Here is a 16,559-nt window from a genome sequence, read left to right on the forward strand (position 1 = left end):
TTGTTTGGAATGCAGCCCGGCATGGCATCCGAGCGTGCTTCATATGCGCTTTTTCAGAGTTGAATAGAGTTTGTCCATCAGATAAAGCGAATGAACATAGGTTTGCAAAGCATGCGTCCGTATTGACGCGATGTTGCGCATCGCGGTCTATAAATTTCAAAAATGGAATGTTTTCTTTCTGCGATACATGGCAGCGATTTCAAAAAGTTTGTTGCGCTGATATTTCGACTTTTTTAATATTTTTCATTCTTTTTTGAAGCGGACATGTTGGAAACGGCGCGGGGGTGCTCTGGCCCCGCCGCCCTCAGACCGGGTGAAGAATCCGATGGTGAGCTTAACGAACGACGACGGCAAAACCGCTCCCGTCCTCGTCATGAACGGGGATGCCGGTGGTGGTCCGGCGGGCGGCGACGGCGCGTTCCGCGACGAGGCCGGTGACGGGGGGACGCCGGGAGAGGCCAGCCGGCTGGTCATCGTGGTGGACGACGACCGGTCGATCGTGGAAGGGCTGGCGCTGCTTCTGGAGGCTTGGGGGTACGACGTTCTGACCGCCCTGTCGCTGGACGAACTGGCGCAGCGGCTGCCCCAGGCGCCGGATCGTCCGGGGCTGGTCCTGGCCGATCACTTCCTCCCGGCGGGGGGCACGGGCGCCCAGGCGGTGGAGATGGTGCGCGCCCATGTCGGCGCCCCGGTGCCCGCCCTGATCCTGACCGGCGACACGATGCCGGAACGTCAGGCCGAAGCCGCCGCCCTGGGCTGCCGGCTGCTGCACAAGCCGGTGCAGATCGGTCCGCTGAAGGACATGGTCGACACGCTGATGAGCGGCGCCGGCTGATCCAGCGTCCGCCCCGAGGCCGCTGGCGTCACTCCCGACGCAGGCTGGCGGACACCGCCAGGAAGGCGTCCACCACCAGAGGATCGAACCGGCTGCCCGACAGGCGCCGGATCTCGGCCACCGCCACGTCATGGTCCAGCGCCTTGCGGTAGGGGCGGTCCCGGGTCATGGCGTCGAAGCTGTCGGCCACCGCGACGATGCGGGCGCTCAGCGGGATGGCATCGCCCCGCAGGCGGTCGGGATAGCCGGTGCCGTCCCAGTTCTCATGATGCGACCGGGCGATCTCCGCCCCCAGATGCAGATGGGTCCGTCCGTCGGAGCGCCGGCTGGCGCGGTCCAGAAGGTCCCAGCCCGTGGTGGTGTGGGCCTGCATGACGGCCCGCTCCTCCGGGGTCAGCGGTCCGGTCTTGCCGAGGATGGCGGGGTCCAGCGTGGCGTTGCCGACGTCGTGGAGGATGGCGGCCAGACCGACCGACTCCAGGAACACCGTGTCGAGAACCGACGGATAGCGCCCCTCCTCGGCCAGCCGGCGGGCGATCCGGTCGGTCACCAGGGCGATGCGCGGGCCGCTTTCGGCCTCCACGCTCGGATGACCGGCGCGCTCCGCCAGGTCGGCCATGGCGATGACCGTGTGCTCCTGGCTGCGCCGGAGCTGCTCGTACAGGTGCAGATTGTCGAAGCCGACCGAGATCTTGCGGCAGAACACCTCGATCAGGTTGCGGTCGAGGTCCGACAGCGGCCGGTCGGAACTCAGATAGACCACATTCTCGCGGTCGTTCGGCGTGCGGATGTAGAGCGTGCAATGGTCCGCGGCGTAACGGTTGCTGCGCGACTCCAGACAGCGCTTCACCTCCGCCAGGACGGCGGGCTCGACATGGTTGGCCGCCGGCTCGTCGATCAGCGTCTCGAACCGGCCGGACCCGGCCAGCACATACAGCCCGTCCGCCGCGCCGCTGATGACCGGGCCGCGCTGCACGCACAGGATGGCGTCCGGCCCGACGCCCAGGATGCCCGAAAGCTGCGTCAGCACGCCCGCGGCGAACAGCTTCATGGAGCGCGCCTGGAACAGCGACGACGACGCCTCGATGATCTTCTCCAGCCCGCGCCGGTTCATCTCGATCGCCATGATGTCCTCGTAGGAGCGCAGGGCGGCGACCGTGGTGGTGAACAGCTGCTGGGCGGTGAGCTGCGTCTTGGCCTTGTAGTCGTTGATGTCGTAGTCGAGGATCACCGCGCGCTCCGGCGCCTGGCCGGGCTGGCCGGTGCGCAGGATGATGCGGACGTGGCGGTTCTTCAGCTCCTCGCGGATGTGGTGGACGAGCTGCAGCCCGGCGTCGTCGGTCTCCATCACCACGTCCAGCAGGATGATGGCGATGTCCTCCTCCCGCTCCAGGATCGTCCGCGCCTCCGCGGCGGAATAGGCGGAGATGAACTGGGCGGAGCGGCCCTTGTAGGCGAAATCGGCCAGAACGAGCTTGGTGATGGAGTGCACCTCCGGCTCGTCGTCCACGATCATCATCTTCCACCGGTTCCCGGTGGCCGGCGACCCGGTTTCGCCGTTGCCGTCGCCGTCCTGGTCGTCCAGAAAGAGGAACTCGTCGTCGGAGTCGGTCATGGGCAGGGCCTGGGGCGGAGCGGGCGGGGGTAACAAAGATTAACACGGCACGGCCGTGCCCGCCTACCGCCACGATCGATGCATTTTCGACGAGAAAGCCCAACAATTTACAGAGATCGCCGGGGTCCTTCCGCTTGGCGGAAGGCGGTGCGGGGATCAGAAGGTCTCCAGCTCGATCACCCAGCAGTCCATGGAGCGCTGCGCCAGCGCACCGCAGACATTGTCCACCTGCGTCCGGGTGAAGGGGCCGACGCCCATCTGGTAGGTGGTGCGGGCGCCGCGGAAGACCGGCCAGACCATCGGCGGCAGGTCGCGGTAGGCCGTCCCCGGGCCGTAGGTGAACTCCTGCCACGCCCGCAGCCCCTCGGCGTGGCTGACATACTCGCCGAGGCGCGCGGCGAACAGCGCCCCCGGCTCGATCGGCGGCATGCCCGGCAGCGGGTAGGGGGCGACCACCCCGATCAGCCCGTCCGCCGTGGCGACCGCCCGCGTCCGGCCGGGCATGCCCAGCGTCACCCGGCCGTTCGCGGAGTCGATCAGGCTGACCACGTCGCCCTTGCGCAGGGTGAAGCTGCGCCGCTTCTTGTTGTCGAGGATTTCGGTCGCCTTGATGGCGTCGGCGGCGACGACATAGCCCTGGGCCGGCACCTGGGCGGCGATCTCCCAGGCGCTGCGCGGCACCACGGCGGCGCTGCGGTGGATGACCGGCGGCTTGCCGGTCGAGGGGGGCGATCCGCCGGCGTTGGCCCCGGCAGCGGTGGCCCCCATGGCGGCGGTGATGGAGCGCGACACCATCAGCGCCGGGTCCAGCGAGTCGGAGGGGACATAGCCGATGGGCTGGCCGCCGATGGCGACCTCCGTCCAGCTGGTGCCGCGCGGCGTGCCGAGCGCGTTCAGCGCCTTGCCGCGCGGCAGGGTCTGGATGATCCGGGCGTCGGCGTTGGGGCCGATGCGCACCTCGATGTCGCGGTTGAGGACGACCTCGCCGGTCAGCGGCGCGCCGATGGCGACGGGGCTCTGCGCCAGGGCGCCGTCCGGGGCGAACCACATCGTCGCCGCGGCCAGGATCAGCCGCAGCGCCAGGGCGCGGAGGGCGGTGGTGGAACGCGTGCGCACGGCGGTGGACCCCGATGGAGGAGCGCCCATTCTGCATCGGTCCGGCCCGCCGGGGCAACCCGGCGCGCGCGCGCCGGCGCGGATGTCACGAAACGGCCGTTACGGAACGGTTGTCACGGAACGGCAGGGCCGGTCAGGCCGCGCGATCGCCACCCTGGCCCCCGTCCCGGCCGCCGCCCACCAGATCGTGGATCGCCTCGGCCAGCAGGCGGACCGGCTTGGCGGCCATGCCGGGGGCACGGTGCAGCGCGATGTCAATGTCCGGCAGGTCGGGGAAGCCGTCCGCCGCGGTCAGCCGGCGCAGGCTGGGCGGGACCGTGCACTCCTCCATGGCGGTGACCCCCAGCCCGCCCAGCACGGCGCCGTGCACCGCCACCACGCTCTTGCTGATGAAGGCGACGCGCCAGCCGCGCCCGATTCCCTCCAGTGCCGCCACGGCGAGGTCGCGCACCACGCAGCCCTTGGGGAACAGGGCCAGCGGCAGCGGGTCCTCGCGCTCGATGGGGGTGGCGCCGGGCGCGGTGGAGCGCGGCGGGGCGACCCACGCCACCGGTTCCCGCCGGACCAGCTCGCCGCTGCGGCTGTCGGGGTGGCGGGTGACGAGCGCGAGGTCGTAGCGGCCCTTGTCGATCTCCGCCACCAGATCGGGGCTGTTGTCGCAGATCACCTCCACCGGCACGTCGGGATAGGCGGCGGCGAAGCGGGCCAGCACGCCGGGCAGCAGCATGGTGGCGTAGTCGTCCGGCGTGCCGATGCGCACGCTGGCCACCGTGGCGGGCCGGCGCATCAGGGCCAGAACCTCGTCGTTCAGGGTCAGCATCCGCCGCGCGTAGGTCAGCAGAAGCTCGCCTTCCCGGGTCAGGTGGACGCTCTTGGTGTCGCGCTGGAAGACGCGGGTGCCCACCACATCCTCCAACCGGCGGACCTGCTGGCTGACGGCGGCCTGGGTGCGGCCCAGCGTGTCGCCGGCACGGGTGAAGCTGCGCGCGTCGGCGACGGCGACGAAGGCGCGCAGAAGGTCGGTGTCGAGGTTGGCCGGCATGGTCACGCATTCAAGCAGAGAGGGCGCGCGGGTTCAACGCGCGGAAGGACCATCACGATCTGTAATGAACCTCATAAAACCTATTCGTTTCCAAGATTTTCCACGCGGGCGCAGGGTGCCCTCCAACGCGACGGAGGGAATGGCGATGGGCGTGTTCGAGGCGATGACGACGGTGGTGCTGGAGGCCGGACGGCTGGACCGCAGGGAGGAGCGCCGCCCGGCGGCGGTGACGCCGCCGCGGCGCTTCCGTCTGCCCCGGATGCCGGCGCTGCCGGTGCTGCTGCTGACGATCCTGGCGGCGTGAGCGCCGGGTCAGGTGGCGGGCGCGCCATCGGCGGGCTTGTCCGCCGGGGCCTCGGCGGCCGGCGCCGGCTCGGCAGCCGGTGCCGCGGGCGGCGTGAGGCGGATGGGCGCCGGCCCGGCGCTGTCGGGAGCCGAGGCCGCCGGAGCTTCCACAGGGGTCTCCACAGGGGGCTCCACTGGGGTCTCCAAGGGGGTGGTTTCCGCCGGGGTGGGGGCGGGAAGCTCCTTCGCCTCGATGGCCTCGGCGGGCTTGGCCTCGCTTTTGGGGTTTTCCTTGGCCGCTTCCTTCACCGCGTCCTTCGCGGCGGGGGCGGGCTCCGGGTCCGTGGAATAGTCCGCGACGATGCGGGCCTGGCTGCCGGCGATGACCAGCACCTTCTGCCCGATCTCGATGGGCTTCTCTTCCCGCTGGGTGACCGACAGAAGCTCGCCGTCCGGCTTGCGGACGATGTATTCCCAGCCCGTGGTGTCGCCGGTCACATGCTCGATCGAGGTGCCGATCAGCCCGCCGATGGCGGTGCCGCCGACCGCGCCCAGCGCCGAATTGATGCCGAAGGTGCCGGACTGCGAGCCGAGCACGCCGCCCGCGGCCCCGCCGGTGACGGCGCCGACGGTGCCGCTGGTGCTGATCTTGACCTGACGGAATCCGATGACGACCGCCCGCTCCACCTTGTTCGCCTGCTGGGTCGCGGTGGCGGCGTAGGTGTTGGGGGAGTAGTTCGGGGTGCAGCCTGCGAGAATGCCGACGACCAGGGCGGCGGCGGGCAGGCCAAACATGACAGTGCGCGTCACAGGACATCATCCGTTTGGAAGCCTGTCCGGGTGATAGGCGATTCCGCGCGGCGAGTCATTCGACTTTTTGTGGGCTCCGGGATGCGTGGACAAAAAGAAAGCGGGTCTTTCCGGACCCGCTTTCCATCACACGGCCGTGCCGCCGGGGCTCACTCGTCGCCCATCTTGAGGGCGGCGATGAAGGCGCTCTGCGGGATTTCGACCTGGCCGAACTGGCGCATGCGCTTCTTGCCTTCCTTCTGCTTGTCCAGCAGCTTGCGCTTGCGGCTGATGTCGCCGCCGTAGCACTTGGCCGTCACGTCCTTGCGCAGCGCGCCGATGCTCTCGCGGGCGATGATCTTGCCGCCGATGGCGGCCTGCACGGCAATCTTGAAGAGCTGGCGCGGGATCAGCTCCTTCAGCCGCTCGCAGAGCTGGCGGCCGCGGCGCTCCGACTGGGAGCGGTGGACGATCATCGACAGGGCGTCCACCGGCTCGGCGTTCACCAGGATCGACATCTTGACGAGGTCGCCTTCCTCGTAGCTGTCCATCTGGTAGTCGAAGCTGGCGTAGCCGCGGCTGATCGACTTCAGCCGGTCGTAGAAGTCGAAGACCACCTCGTTCAGCGGCAGCCGGTAGACCAGCATGGCGCGGGCGCCGGCGTAGGTCAGCTCGATCTGCTGGCCGCGCCGCTCGGTGCAGAGCTGGAGGATGCCGCCCAGATATTCGTCGGGCAGCATGATGGTGGCCTTGATCCACGGCTCGTCGATGCGGTCGATCTTCATCACGTCCGGCATGTCGGCCGGGTTGTGCAGATCCATCACCGTGCCGTCGGTCATGTGCAGCTTGTAGACCACCGACGGCGCGGTGGTGATCAGGTCGAGGTTGAACTCGCGCTCCAGCCGCTCCTGGATGATCTCCAGATGCAGCAGGCCGAGGAAGCCGCAGCGGAAGCCGAAGCCCAGCGCCGCCGACGTCTCCGCCTCATAGTGGAAGCTGGCGTCGTTCAGCTTCAGCTTGCCCAGGCTGTCGCGCAGCCGCTCGAAGTCGGCGGCGTCGACCGGGAACAGGCCGCACCACACCACGGGGATGGAGGGCTTGAAGCCGGCCAGCGGCTCCGCCGCCGGGCGGCGGTCCTCGGTGATGGTGTCGCCGACCTTGGTCAGCGTGATGTCCTTGATGGCGGCGGTGATGAAGCCCATCTCGCCCGGCCCCAGCTCGCCGGTCAGCAGCGCCTTCGGGGTGAAGACGCCGACGCGGTCGACCTCGTGCGCGCTGCCGGCAGCCATGAAGCGGACCTTCTGGTTCACCTTCAGCCGGCCGTCCACCACGCGCACCAGGATGACCACGCCGAGATAGGGGTCGTACCAGGAATCAACCAGCAGGGCCTTCAGCTCGCCGTCGGCGTTGCCCTTGGGCGCGGGCAGGCGCTGCACCACGGCTTCCAGAACGGCGTCGATGTTCAGGCCGGTCTTGGCCGAAATCTCCACGGCGTCGGTGGCGTCCAGGCCGATCACGTCCTCGATCTGCTGCTTGACGCGGTCGGGCTCCGCCGCCGGAAGATCGATCTTGTTGAGGACCGGGATGATCTCGTGGTTGTTGTCGATCGCCTGATAGACGTTGGCGAGCGTCTGCGCCTCCACACCCTGCGAGGCGTCCACCACCAGGATCGAGCCCTCGCAGGCGGCGAGGCTGCGGCTGACCTCGTAGGCGAAGTCGACGTGGCCCGGCGTGTCCATCAGGTTCAGCGTGTACTGCTGCCCGTCCTTGGCCTTGTAGAGCAGGCGGACGGTCTGCGCCTTGATGGTGATGCCGCGCTCGCGCTCGATGTCCATGCTGTCGAGCACCTGTTCGCGCATCTCGCGCGAATCGAGGCCGCCGCACTGCTGGATCAGACGGTCGGCAAGGGTCGACTTGCCGTGGTCGATGTGCGCGATGATCGAGAAATTGCGGATGTGCGAAAGGTCAGTCATCGGTGCCCGGAGCCCTGGTTTGGGGCGGAACATAGGGCGGACGGACGATGCGCGCAATGGAGAAGGGTGACGGCCCGGCTTCGGCCGACGTCGGTCGCGGCTTGCGGCGCGGCTCCTCTCGCGCCCCTTCCCATGGTCCGCCGCGCGACAACCATGCCGCGCGCCGGCCGTGGGCGGTGCCGCCCGGGGCACGGTGCGGCGTCCGGCCTTTTCCCTTTACCGTCCCGCGCCGGCCATGGACTATGGCGGCGCGAAGCGCCGCCTTGGGAGGTCATTCATGAAATGCGCGGTGATCATCCCGGTGGGGCCGGGGCACGATGGGTTGTCCGAGGAAGCGGCAGCCTCCGTCGAGGCGGCGTTCCGGGCCGACCAAGGACCCTTTTCGGACGTGATGATCCTGCGCATCCCCGACCCGGACGGTGCGATCGGCCGTTCGCGGTGCCGGAATTTCGGCGTCGAGCACGCCATCCAGCACGACGCGGAGTGGGTCTTCTTCCTGGACGCCGACGATCTGATGGATCGGAACTGTTTTGCGGCGGTCCGCGACCGTGTTGCGGACTTCGACGCCGTGTTCGGGATGATCGCCGAGCAGTGGTTCGGGTCGGACGCCGTGGCGTTGCGCGAAAGGCAGGTGGGGGCGACCACCCTTCTGAGCGACATCCTCCTGAACGACCCGTATCTGACGCTGCAGATGGGGCATTTTGTCCGCGCGCGCGTGGCGCGATCCATCCCGTTCGACGAGGCCATGGATACCGGCGAGGACTTCAAATACTACCTGGAGCTCTGGCGGACGCACCGATGCTGCAAGATCGGGCAGCCGCTCTTCATCAACCGGCGCGGCGCCCACTCCACCGGGCCGCGCTCGGCCGACGGCGGCGGGTGGCGCCAGGCCGTGACGCGGGTGTTCGGCGCGTTCTTCCGGAACCACCCCATCGTGATCAACTTCGTGGTGTCCGGGGTGAAGGTCGGCTTCGCCATCGCCAACCCGTTCGACATGATCCACCGCAATTACCTGCGCCGCGTGTTCTTCGAGCAGGAGGAGCTGGACTATCTGCGGGGTCTCGTGCCCGCCGGATCGTCGATCCTGGAGATCGGCGCCAATGTCGGGAACCACGTCGTCTATTACGGCCTGTTCATGGCGCCGCGCCGCATCATCGCGGTCGAGCCCAACCCGGCGGCCCTGCATTTCCTGAAGAAGAACGTGGAAATCAACCGGCTCGACCCGGCGACGGTCACCGTCCTGGAGTGCGGCGTCGGGGAGCGTGCCGGCTCCTTCGACCTGTGCATCGCCGATGAGGCCAACCTGGGGGCGGCACGCCTCGTCCCGGCGGAGGGCGGGCGCGTCGCCGTCCACCCCATCGACGATCTCGTCCAGGAGCGCGTCGACTTCATCAAGATCAACGCCGAGGGCATGGAGATGGACGCGCTGTCCGGCGCCCGGAACACGATCGCCCTCCACCGGCCCATCCTGTTCATCGAGGTCGGGAACGCCAACAGGAACGCCTTTTTCGATTGGGCCGGACGGAACGGTTACCGCATCGCCAAGGAATTCCCGTGCGCCGACGCCTCGAACTGCGCGGCCGTGCCGGTGTGAAGCCGCCCGGCCGGGGGCGGGGCGGCCTCGCATCGCCGGCGCGGCCGCCGGACGGGGATCACGGGATGTCCGGCCCGACTCCCACCGGGATGACGCGGACGCCGTCCTGATCGGTTGGGATGTAGCGCCAGGGATCAAGGACCACCGAGCCCGCCGGAAAGCGCAGACTGGCAAAGACGCTGTGCTTCGCCCCGATCAGGTAGGTGGCGACGGGCAACTCGTCCTCGACGAGAGGAGCGGAGTCCATGTGGGGGTCGATCAAGGTGACCGGAACGCCCCGCTCCTCCAGGATTGCGCGCAACAGCAGGGCCGGGCTGCCCGTGGCCATGTCGCAGTCGGACTTGAACGCCCAGCCCAGGATCACCTTGGGCGGCTCATGGGCGCACATCAGGTCGGCAAGCCATTCGGTTTGCTTCTCGCGCGACCTCATGACGGCGTCGAAAGTGTCGAAGCTGAGATCCAGCTCGCGCGCCAGCCAGGACATGGCGATGTTGTCGCGGGGGTGGCATCCGCCGCCGTCGCCCATGCCGCCCCTCAGGTAGCTTGGGCTGATCAGCCGCCGGGACGCCAACGCCAGACAGTCCGTCACCGCGTCCACGTCGGTCCCCGGCAACTTGTGGCACACCTCCATCATCGTGTTGGCGAAGGCGATCTTCATGCCGATGAAGGTGTTGTAGGACACCTTGATCAGTTCGGCGTTCTCGAGGGCGGTGGCGTAGAACGGAGCGTCCGTGATGGTGCGGTAGAACGTTTCGGCGAGCGAGGCGGCTTCGCGATCGTGGCGGCCGAAGAGAACGAACTCCGGTTGGAGAAAGTCGCGCATGGTCGTGCCCATGGCGATGAAGAACGGATTGTAGCAGAGCTTGATGCGGGGCGTCAGGACGGGCAGGACATGGCGGCGGATGGTCCCCGGCAGGACGGTGGAGATGATGACGACCACCGTGTCGCGCGACGCCACCCGCGCCACGTCGCGGCAGGCGGCCACCAGATGCTCGTAGTGGAAATCGGTCCGGCTGTCGGGAAGGCGCGTGATCCCTTCGTACAGGGGATCGTGGGGGGTCTGAACCGCGATGAAAAGAAGGTCGGCGTGGTTGACGACCTCCTCCAGCGTTCCGAACCGCAAGGTGCTTGTTTCGAGATAGGGATCGAACGGTTCGCAGCCGTCCGGACCGGTTTCGGTGTAGGAGCGCCGCCCCTTGTTCATCACGTCGGGACGGACGTCGAATCCCATCACGTCATGGCCCTTCAGCGCCATCGCCACCGCGCAGGGCAGGCCCAGCTTGCCCAGGCCGATCACGCCGATCCTCATCGGGCTTCTCCCGTTTCGACCGGACTGTTGCCGCTGGAACGGATGATGGCCGCGAGCCGGTCGGCGTCGCGCTGCCGCACCGGCCCCGTCCGATCCAGTATCAGCATGTCGCGGGCGATCCTCTCGCGGTTCTCCCCCGACCGATGGCGCAGGTAGGTTTCGTCGAGTTCCGATTTCCCGACGGAGAAGTGGCGATGCTCCACCGTCACGTCGCTGATGAAATGCAGCCGCTCGACCCGCTTGGCCACGTCCATGATCCAGGTGTCGTTGGCGATGAACTCGAAGACGCCGGGGGTGAAATAGCCGAGGGTCTCGTACCAGCGGCGGCTGACGATGGGAAAGGCGCAATGATTCTCGCCATTGATGCCGTCCTCGAACCACATGCAGTAAACGTCGTCGGGGAACTTGGCGATTTCCTGGTCCAGGCGATGGTCCCATCCTGACTGGACATAGACCTGATCGTCGTTGGCCATCATCAGGACATCGCCGGTGCAGGAGGCGGCGAGGTCGTTCCAGGAGAGGGAGACGCTTTTCGGGGGGCCGACCAGCGCCGTGAAGCGGCGCAATTCGACTCCGACTTCGGCCAGCGCCTCGAACATCCGTTTGTAGTCGGGCAAAGCGGGGTCGTCGGAGTCGACATAGGCCAGGACTTCGACCCGTTCCACCGCCCCCGCGGTCGCGGCGACGCTTTCGATCAGCCGCTGCAGCCCATCCGGCCGCCCGCGGGTGGGACAAAGGAGAGAATAATTCAAAAGCCGCATAGGACCGTCCCAGATGTCGCTGTTGCCAGGGTCAGTTAAATTTTCCGGCAACGTTCTGCTGTTTCATGCAAGGACCGACGTTTGGATGGAAGGGAGTGGCTCGCCCTATGGTTGAATGAGGTTGCGAGCGGCCCGACGACCTTAGGGTGTGATCCAATGCAGGTTCCTTGGAACGCACAATAGACCAGGGATGTCCCAACCGGGAAGGGAAAGCGTGGCGGGTTTTATGCCTTCCTGGCGATGTCACGCGCTCTGTCGCTTCGTCGGCTCAGGCGGCTGAAGCGCGGCTCGGCTCGGACCGCGGCCGACGCGATCCGGCGTCACCGATCCTCAACCAACCGGGAAAGCGCGCTGTGGCGTCTTGCCCATTCTCCCCCGTCCCTTGAACGCTCCGTCACCCCACCAGAACCGGCGCCACCGCGCGGTACAGCTCCATGTACTCCTCCGCCGGGCCGTGCCAGCCGAAGTCGCGGGTCATCGCATGCTGCTGCATGGCGTGCCAGCGCTCGGGCTTGCGGTAGAGGGTGGCGGCGCGGCGCAGCGACCAGGTCAACTCCTGGACGGTGGCGTTGACGAACTGGAAGCCCGTCGCGCTGCCGTCGTTCACCGCCGCCGGGTTGGCGTCCACGATGGTGTCGGCCAAGCCCCCGGTGCGGCGGACCAGCGGCAGGGTGCCGTACTTCAGCGCGTACATCTGGGTCAGGCCGCAGGGCTCCGACCGCGACGGCACCAGGAACAGGTCGGCGCCGGCCTGGATGCGGTGGGACAGCGCCTCGTCATAGCCGATGCGCACGCCGACCGACTTCGGGTACCAAGTGGCGAGGTGGCGGAAGCCGGCCTCCAGCGCCGGTTCGCCGCTGCCGAGTACGGCGAGCTGGCCGCCCCAGGCGATCCATTGCGACGCGGCCTCCAGCACCAGATCCAGCCCCTTGTGGCCGGTCAGGCGGCTGACCACCGCGGCCAGCGGGGCGTCCGCCCGGCGGTCCAGGCCGAAGGTCGCCTGGAGGTCGGCCTTGCACAGGTCCTTGCCGCCAAGGTCGGCGGCGCCGTAACGGGCGGCGATGTGCGGGTCGGCGGCGGGGTCCCAGATCTCGTAATCCACGCCGTTCAGGATGCCGGTCAAAGCCTCCGCCCGCGTGGCGAGCAGCCCCTCCAGCCCCGCGCCGTGCTCCGCCGTCTGGATCTCGTGGGCGTAGGTCGGGCTGACCGTGGTCAGGCGGTCGGAATAGAAGCAGCCGGCCTTCAGGAAGCCGACGCCGCCGTAATACTCCACCCCGTCGATCCGGAAGGCGGCCGACGGCAGGCCGAGGTCGCTCATCATCCAGGCGCCGAACAGGCCCTGGTAGGCGATGTTGTGGATCGTCGTCACCGTGCCCGGACGGAACGGCCCGGCAAAGCGGTCGGGACGCAGCTCCAGATAGGCCGGGATCAGGCCGGTCTGCCAGTCGTGCCCGTGAAGCACGTCGGGACGCCACCAGGGATCGAGGCCGTCCTCCGCCGCGAAGCCGGCGGCGCACCAGGACAGGGCGGCGAAGCGCTCCGCGTTGTCGGGCCAGTCCTTGCCGTCCGGCCCCAGATAGGGGTTGCCGGGCCGGTCGTAGAGCGCCGGCGCGTCCAGCACATAGGCCAGCACGCCGTCCGGCATCCGTCCGATGCGCAGCGTCGCCGGGGCGCCGCCGGGCAGGTCGTTGAGCGGCTTGCCGACCGGCTGCAGGTCGCTCAGCCCGTTCAGCACCGCCGGATAGCCGGGCAGCAGCAGGCGGACCTCGGCTCCGGCGCGGTTCAGGGCGGGGGGCAGGGCGGCGGAAACGTCGGCCAGCCCGCCGGTCTTCACCAGGGGGTAGCATTCCGGCGTGACGAACAGGACGCGCATGGAGGCGGGGTCTTTCCGTTTCTTCTTGGTCTTGGTCCATCCTCTCTCCCTCTCCCCTCCGGGGAGAGGGGCGGGGTGAGGGGGATGTCGAGGGACCGGACGCGCAGGCGGCGCAGGCCCCCCTCACCCTAACCCTCTCCCCGCTTTCGGCGGACCAAAGGTCCGCCTGTCGCGTCAGCGCAAACTTCGTTTGCGCGTGAGCGGAGAGGAGAGGGGATTTATCGTCAGTCCTTGGGCAGACGGTCGATCATGTCCTGGGTGATCAGGCAGACGCCGCCCTCGCTGCGGTGGAAGCGCTTGGCGTCCAGCTCCGGGTCCTCGCCGACGACCAGCCCCTCGGGGATCACCACGCCGCGGTCGATCACCACCTTGGTCAGGCGGCAGTGGCGGCCGATGTCGCAATCCGGCAGGACCACCGCCTGATGCAGCTCGCTGAAGGAGTTGACGCGCACCTCGCTGAACAGCAGCGAGTTCTTCACCAGCGAGCCGGAGATGATGCAGCCGCCCGACACCAGGCTGTCCACCGCCATGCCGCGCCGGTTCTCGTCGTCGAAGACGAACTTCGCCGGGGGAAGCTGCTCCTGGTAGGTGAAGATCGGCCACTCGCGGTCGTACATGTTGAGCTGCGGCGTGACGTGGCAGAGGTCGAGGTTGGCCTCCCAATAGGCGTCGATGGTGCCGACGTCGCGCCAGTAGGGCTCGGACTCATGGCCGTTCAGGATGGCCGAATCGGCGAAGTCGTGGGCCATCACCCGCGCCCCGCTGGTCACCAGATGCGGGATGATGTCCTTGCCGAAGTCGCGCGACGAGCCGGGCTCGTTGAAGTCGCGCTCCAGCTGGTCGTAGAGGAACTGCGCGTTGAAGACGTAGATGCCCATGCTGGCCAGCGACTTGTCCGGGTTGCCCGGCATCGGCGGCGGGTCGGCGGGCTTCTCGACGAAGTCGATGACGCGCTGCGTCTCGTCCACATGCATCACGCCGAAGCCGGTGGCCTGGGCGCGCGGCACCTGGATGCAGGGGATCGTCACGTCGGCCTTCTTGGCGATGTGATCGAGCAGCAGCGCGCCGTAATCCATCTTGTAGATGTGGTCGCCGGCCAGGATCAGGATGTATTCCGGCTCGTGGTCGCGCAGGATGTCGAGGTTCTGGTACACCGCGTCGGCGGTGCCCTGGTACCAGGCGGTCTCGCTGATGCGCTGCTGGGCCGGCAGCAGGTCGCAGAACTCGTTCATCTCGCCGCGGAAGAAGTTCCAGCCGCGCTGCAGGTGGCGCAGCAGGCTGTGCGACTTGTACTGCGTCAGCACGCCGATGCGGCGGAAGCCCGAATTGATGCAGTTCGACAGGGCGAAGTCGATGATCCGGAACTTGCCCCCGAAATAGGTGGCCGGCTTGGCGCGACGGTCGGTCAGCTGCTTCAGCCGGCTGCCCCGGCCACCGGCCAGGACGAGGGCCACGGCGCGGCGCGGCGCCAGCCGCAGATCCCGTTTGTCGAGCATGTGTCTCCCCTTTCGGTTCTCTTTTTTGCTGTCGGCCATCCGGAAGCGTCCGGCGGACCGGTTCGGGCGGGGACCGCTTGTCGCCGGCCCCGTCCGGCTCCGCCGGTTGAGAGCGTGACCGTGCCACATTTCACCGGGGCGGGCCAATAGGCCGAGGGGAACAGGCCGGAAATAGAGGGGGCTGCCCAACGGTTGTGCGGAATTCGGGCGCATCTTTGTGCACAAAAAGCAGGCAAGCGCGCGGGAAACGAGCGCGCAGCGCCCGAACGGGCGGCAGCCGGCCCACAATCCACGGACGAATCACGCTGCACTGCAAGGCTTTGGGTGCTCCGATTTTCTGCTCAATTTCTGAGCAGCATAGGTCCGCGACTCGGGGCCTATGCTGCCTTGCGGTCATCCGAAAGGCCGCAACCACCGCGATTCCTAGCCCTTTTGGGTTGGCACGCTTCTTGAAGACAATTCGGCGTACACGGCCCCCTCCCGCCGCCCCGTCTGTACCGGGGACGGGGCGAAACGGGCCAGAAGCATTCGAATAAAGAGGAGCCTCGATGAGCCGTCTCTTCACCCTCGCCGCGCCGACGATGGCGGCGATTCTGGGCTTGGCCGGTCTGCCTGCCGCCGCCCTCGCCCAGGAAGCGGCCGCCGCCGCGGCCGAACCCACCCTGAGCAGCGGCGACACGGCTTGGATGCTGGTCGCCACGGCGCTGGTTCTGTTCATGACCATTCCGGGTCTGGCGCTGTTCTACGGCGGCATGGTCCGCAAGATGAACGTGCTGTCGGTCGTGATGCAGAGCTTCGCGATCTGCTGCCTGGTCAGCATCCTGTGGTTCTTCGCCGGTTACAGCATCGCCTTCACCGAGGGCACCCCGTATTTCGGCAGCCTGTCCAAGTTCATGCTGGCGGGCATCACCAAGGACAGCCTGACGGGCGTCATTCCGGAGACGGTCTTCGTCGTCTTCCAGATGACCTTCGCCATCATCACGCCGGCCCTGATCACCGGCGCCTTCGCCGACCGCATGAAGTTCTCCTCGATGCTGGTCTTCACGGGCCTGTGGTCGCTGATCGTCTACGCGCCGATCACCCACTGGGTCTGGGGTCCGGGCGGCTATCTGGCGGGTGACGGCGTGCTCGACTACGCCGGCGGCACCGTGGTGCACATCAACGCGGGCGTGGCCGGTCTCGTCGCCGCCCTCGTGCTGGGCAAGCGCAAGGGCTACCCGAACGAGAACTTCGCTCCGCACAACCTCGTGCTCAGCCTGATCGGCGCCTCGATGCTGTGGGTCGGCTGGTTCGGCTTCAACGCGGGTTCCGCCGTGGCCGCCGACGGCCGTGCGGGCATGGCCATGCTGGTCACGCAGATCGCCGCCGCCACCGCCGCCATGTCCTGGCTGCTGGTCGAGTGGGCCACCAAGGGCAAGCCCTCGGTCCTCGGCATCATCTCCGGCGCCGTCGCCGGTCTGGTCGCCATCACCCCGGCCTCGGGCTTCGTCGGTCCGACCGGCGCCCTGGTCATCGGTCTGGTCTCCGGCGTGGTCTGCTACTGGGGCGCCACCGGCCTGAAGCGCGCCCTCGGCTATGACGACTCGCTGGACGCCTTCGGCGTGCACGGCGTGGGCGGCATCGTCGGCGCCATCCTGACCGGCGTCTTCGCCCAGGAAGCCATCGGCGGCACCGCCGGCGCCCTGGAAGGCAACGTCGGCCAGATCTGGACGCAGGTCTACGGCATCCTCGCCACCATCGCCTACTCGGCGGTCGGCTCCTTCATCATCCTGAAGGTCATCGACGTGGTGATGGGCCTGCGCGTCGACGAGGACGTCGAGCGCGACGGCCTGGACCTCGCCCTGCACGGCGAGACCATCCACTAAGCACCC

Annotated in this window: 13 protein-coding genes; 4 read left to right on the plus strand and 9 right to left on the minus strand. The window is 68.0% G+C overall.

Annotated features, from left to right (window positions below):
- The first annotated feature begins 325 nt into the window (after positions 1 to 325).
- Positions 326 to 835, plus strand: coding sequence for a response regulator (locus tag TSH58p_RS12035; RefSeq protein ID WP_247874303.1), 510 nt, complete (start codon positions 326 to 328; stop codon positions 833 to 835).
- A gap of 28 nt (positions 836 to 863) precedes the next feature.
- Here TSH58p_RS12035 and TSH58p_RS12040 read toward each other — a convergent pair whose 3' ends face one another.
- The 3 genes from TSH58p_RS12040 to TSH58p_RS12050 form a co-directional block, all read right to left on the minus strand.
- On the minus strand, positions 864 to 2,450 hold the full coding sequence (locus tag TSH58p_RS12040; RefSeq protein ID WP_109072673.1) for a DUF3369 domain-containing protein: 1,587 nt from the start codon (positions 2,448 to 2,450) through the stop codon (positions 864 to 866).
- Between the two features lie 156 nt (positions 2,451 to 2,606).
- The gene (locus tag TSH58p_RS12045; protein WP_109072674.1) at positions 2,607 to 3,566 is read right to left on the minus strand and encodes an SH3 domain-containing protein; all 960 of its coding nucleotides are present in this window, start codon (positions 3,564 to 3,566) and stop codon (positions 2,607 to 2,609) included.
- A gap of 133 nt (positions 3,567 to 3,699) precedes the next feature.
- Positions 3,700 to 4,608 (minus strand): LysR substrate-binding domain-containing protein, encoded by a 909-nt coding sequence (locus tag TSH58p_RS12050; protein WP_109072675.1) that lies wholly within the window; start codon positions 4,606 to 4,608, stop codon positions 3,700 to 3,702.
- Between the two features lie 145 nt (positions 4,609 to 4,753).
- Here TSH58p_RS12050 and TSH58p_RS33105 point away from each other — a divergent pair, with 145 nt between their 5' ends.
- Complete coding sequence (locus TSH58p_RS33105; RefSeq protein WP_158282665.1) at positions 4,754 to 4,912, plus strand: hypothetical protein; 159 nt, start codon at positions 4,754 to 4,756, stop codon at positions 4,910 to 4,912.
- 8 nt (positions 4,913 to 4,920) lie between these two features.
- Here TSH58p_RS33105 and TSH58p_RS12055 read toward each other — a convergent pair whose 3' ends face one another.
- Together TSH58p_RS12055 and lepA are read right to left on the minus strand one after the other, a co-directional pair.
- A complete protein-coding gene (locus TSH58p_RS12055; protein ID WP_109072676.1) occupies positions 4,921 to 5,688 on the minus strand; it encodes a hypothetical protein in 768 nt (255 codons plus the stop codon).
- Positions 5,689 to 5,852: 164 nt separating this feature from the next.
- On the minus strand, positions 5,853 to 7,655 hold the full coding sequence (gene lepA / locus TSH58p_RS12060; RefSeq protein ID WP_109072677.1) for a translation elongation factor 4: 1,803 nt from the start codon (positions 7,653 to 7,655) through the stop codon (positions 5,853 to 5,855).
- 277 nt (positions 7,656 to 7,932) lie between these two features.
- Here lepA and TSH58p_RS12065 point away from each other — a divergent pair, with 277 nt between their 5' ends.
- Positions 7,933 to 9,249 (plus strand): FkbM family methyltransferase, encoded by a 1,317-nt coding sequence (locus TSH58p_RS12065; protein ID WP_158282666.1) that lies wholly within the window; start codon positions 7,933 to 7,935, stop codon positions 9,247 to 9,249.
- A gap of 58 nt (positions 9,250 to 9,307) precedes the next feature.
- Here the strand turns inward: TSH58p_RS12065 and TSH58p_RS12070 are convergent, their stop codons facing one another.
- The 4 genes from TSH58p_RS12070 to glgC all read right to left on the minus strand — a co-directional run bounded on the left by TSH58p_RS12070 (position 9,308) and on the right by glgC (position 14,688).
- Complete coding sequence (locus TSH58p_RS12070) at positions 9,308 to 10,558, minus strand: nucleotide sugar dehydrogenase (protein WP_158282667.1); 1,251 nt, start codon at positions 10,556 to 10,558, stop codon at positions 9,308 to 9,310.
- Entirely contained in the window at positions 10,555 to 11,310 is a 756-nt protein-coding gene (locus TSH58p_RS33110) for a glycosyltransferase family 2 protein (RefSeq protein ID WP_162600036.1), read from the minus strand. The genes TSH58p_RS12070 and TSH58p_RS33110 overlap by 4 nt, the downstream gene beginning before the upstream one ends.
- Positions 11,311 to 11,713: 403 nt before the next feature.
- Positions 11,714 to 13,192 (minus strand): glycogen synthase GlgA, encoded by a 1,479-nt coding sequence (gene glgA, locus TSH58p_RS12075; protein ID WP_109072680.1) that lies wholly within the window; start codon positions 13,190 to 13,192, stop codon positions 11,714 to 11,716.
- Between the two features lie 224 nt (positions 13,193 to 13,416).
- Positions 13,417 to 14,688 carry a glucose-1-phosphate adenylyltransferase gene (glgC, locus tag TSH58p_RS12080; protein WP_109072681.1) on the minus strand — a complete coding sequence of 424 codons (1,272 nt, stop codon included), beginning with the start codon at positions 14,686 to 14,688 and terminating at the stop codon, positions 13,417 to 13,419.
- A 548-nt stretch (positions 14,689 to 15,236) separates the two neighbouring features.
- On the opposite strand from glgC, the gene TSH58p_RS12085 reads away from it, so the two are divergent.
- Positions 15,237 to 16,553 (plus strand): ammonium transporter, encoded by a 1,317-nt coding sequence (locus TSH58p_RS12085; protein WP_109072682.1) that lies wholly within the window; start codon positions 15,237 to 15,239, stop codon positions 16,551 to 16,553.
- Positions 16,554 to 16,559 lie beyond the last annotated feature (6 nt).

Origin of the sequence: Azospirillum sp. TSH58 (assembly GCF_003119115.1) — a bacterium.
Taxonomy (GTDB): Bacteria; Pseudomonadota; Alphaproteobacteria; order Azospirillales; family Azospirillaceae; genus Azospirillum.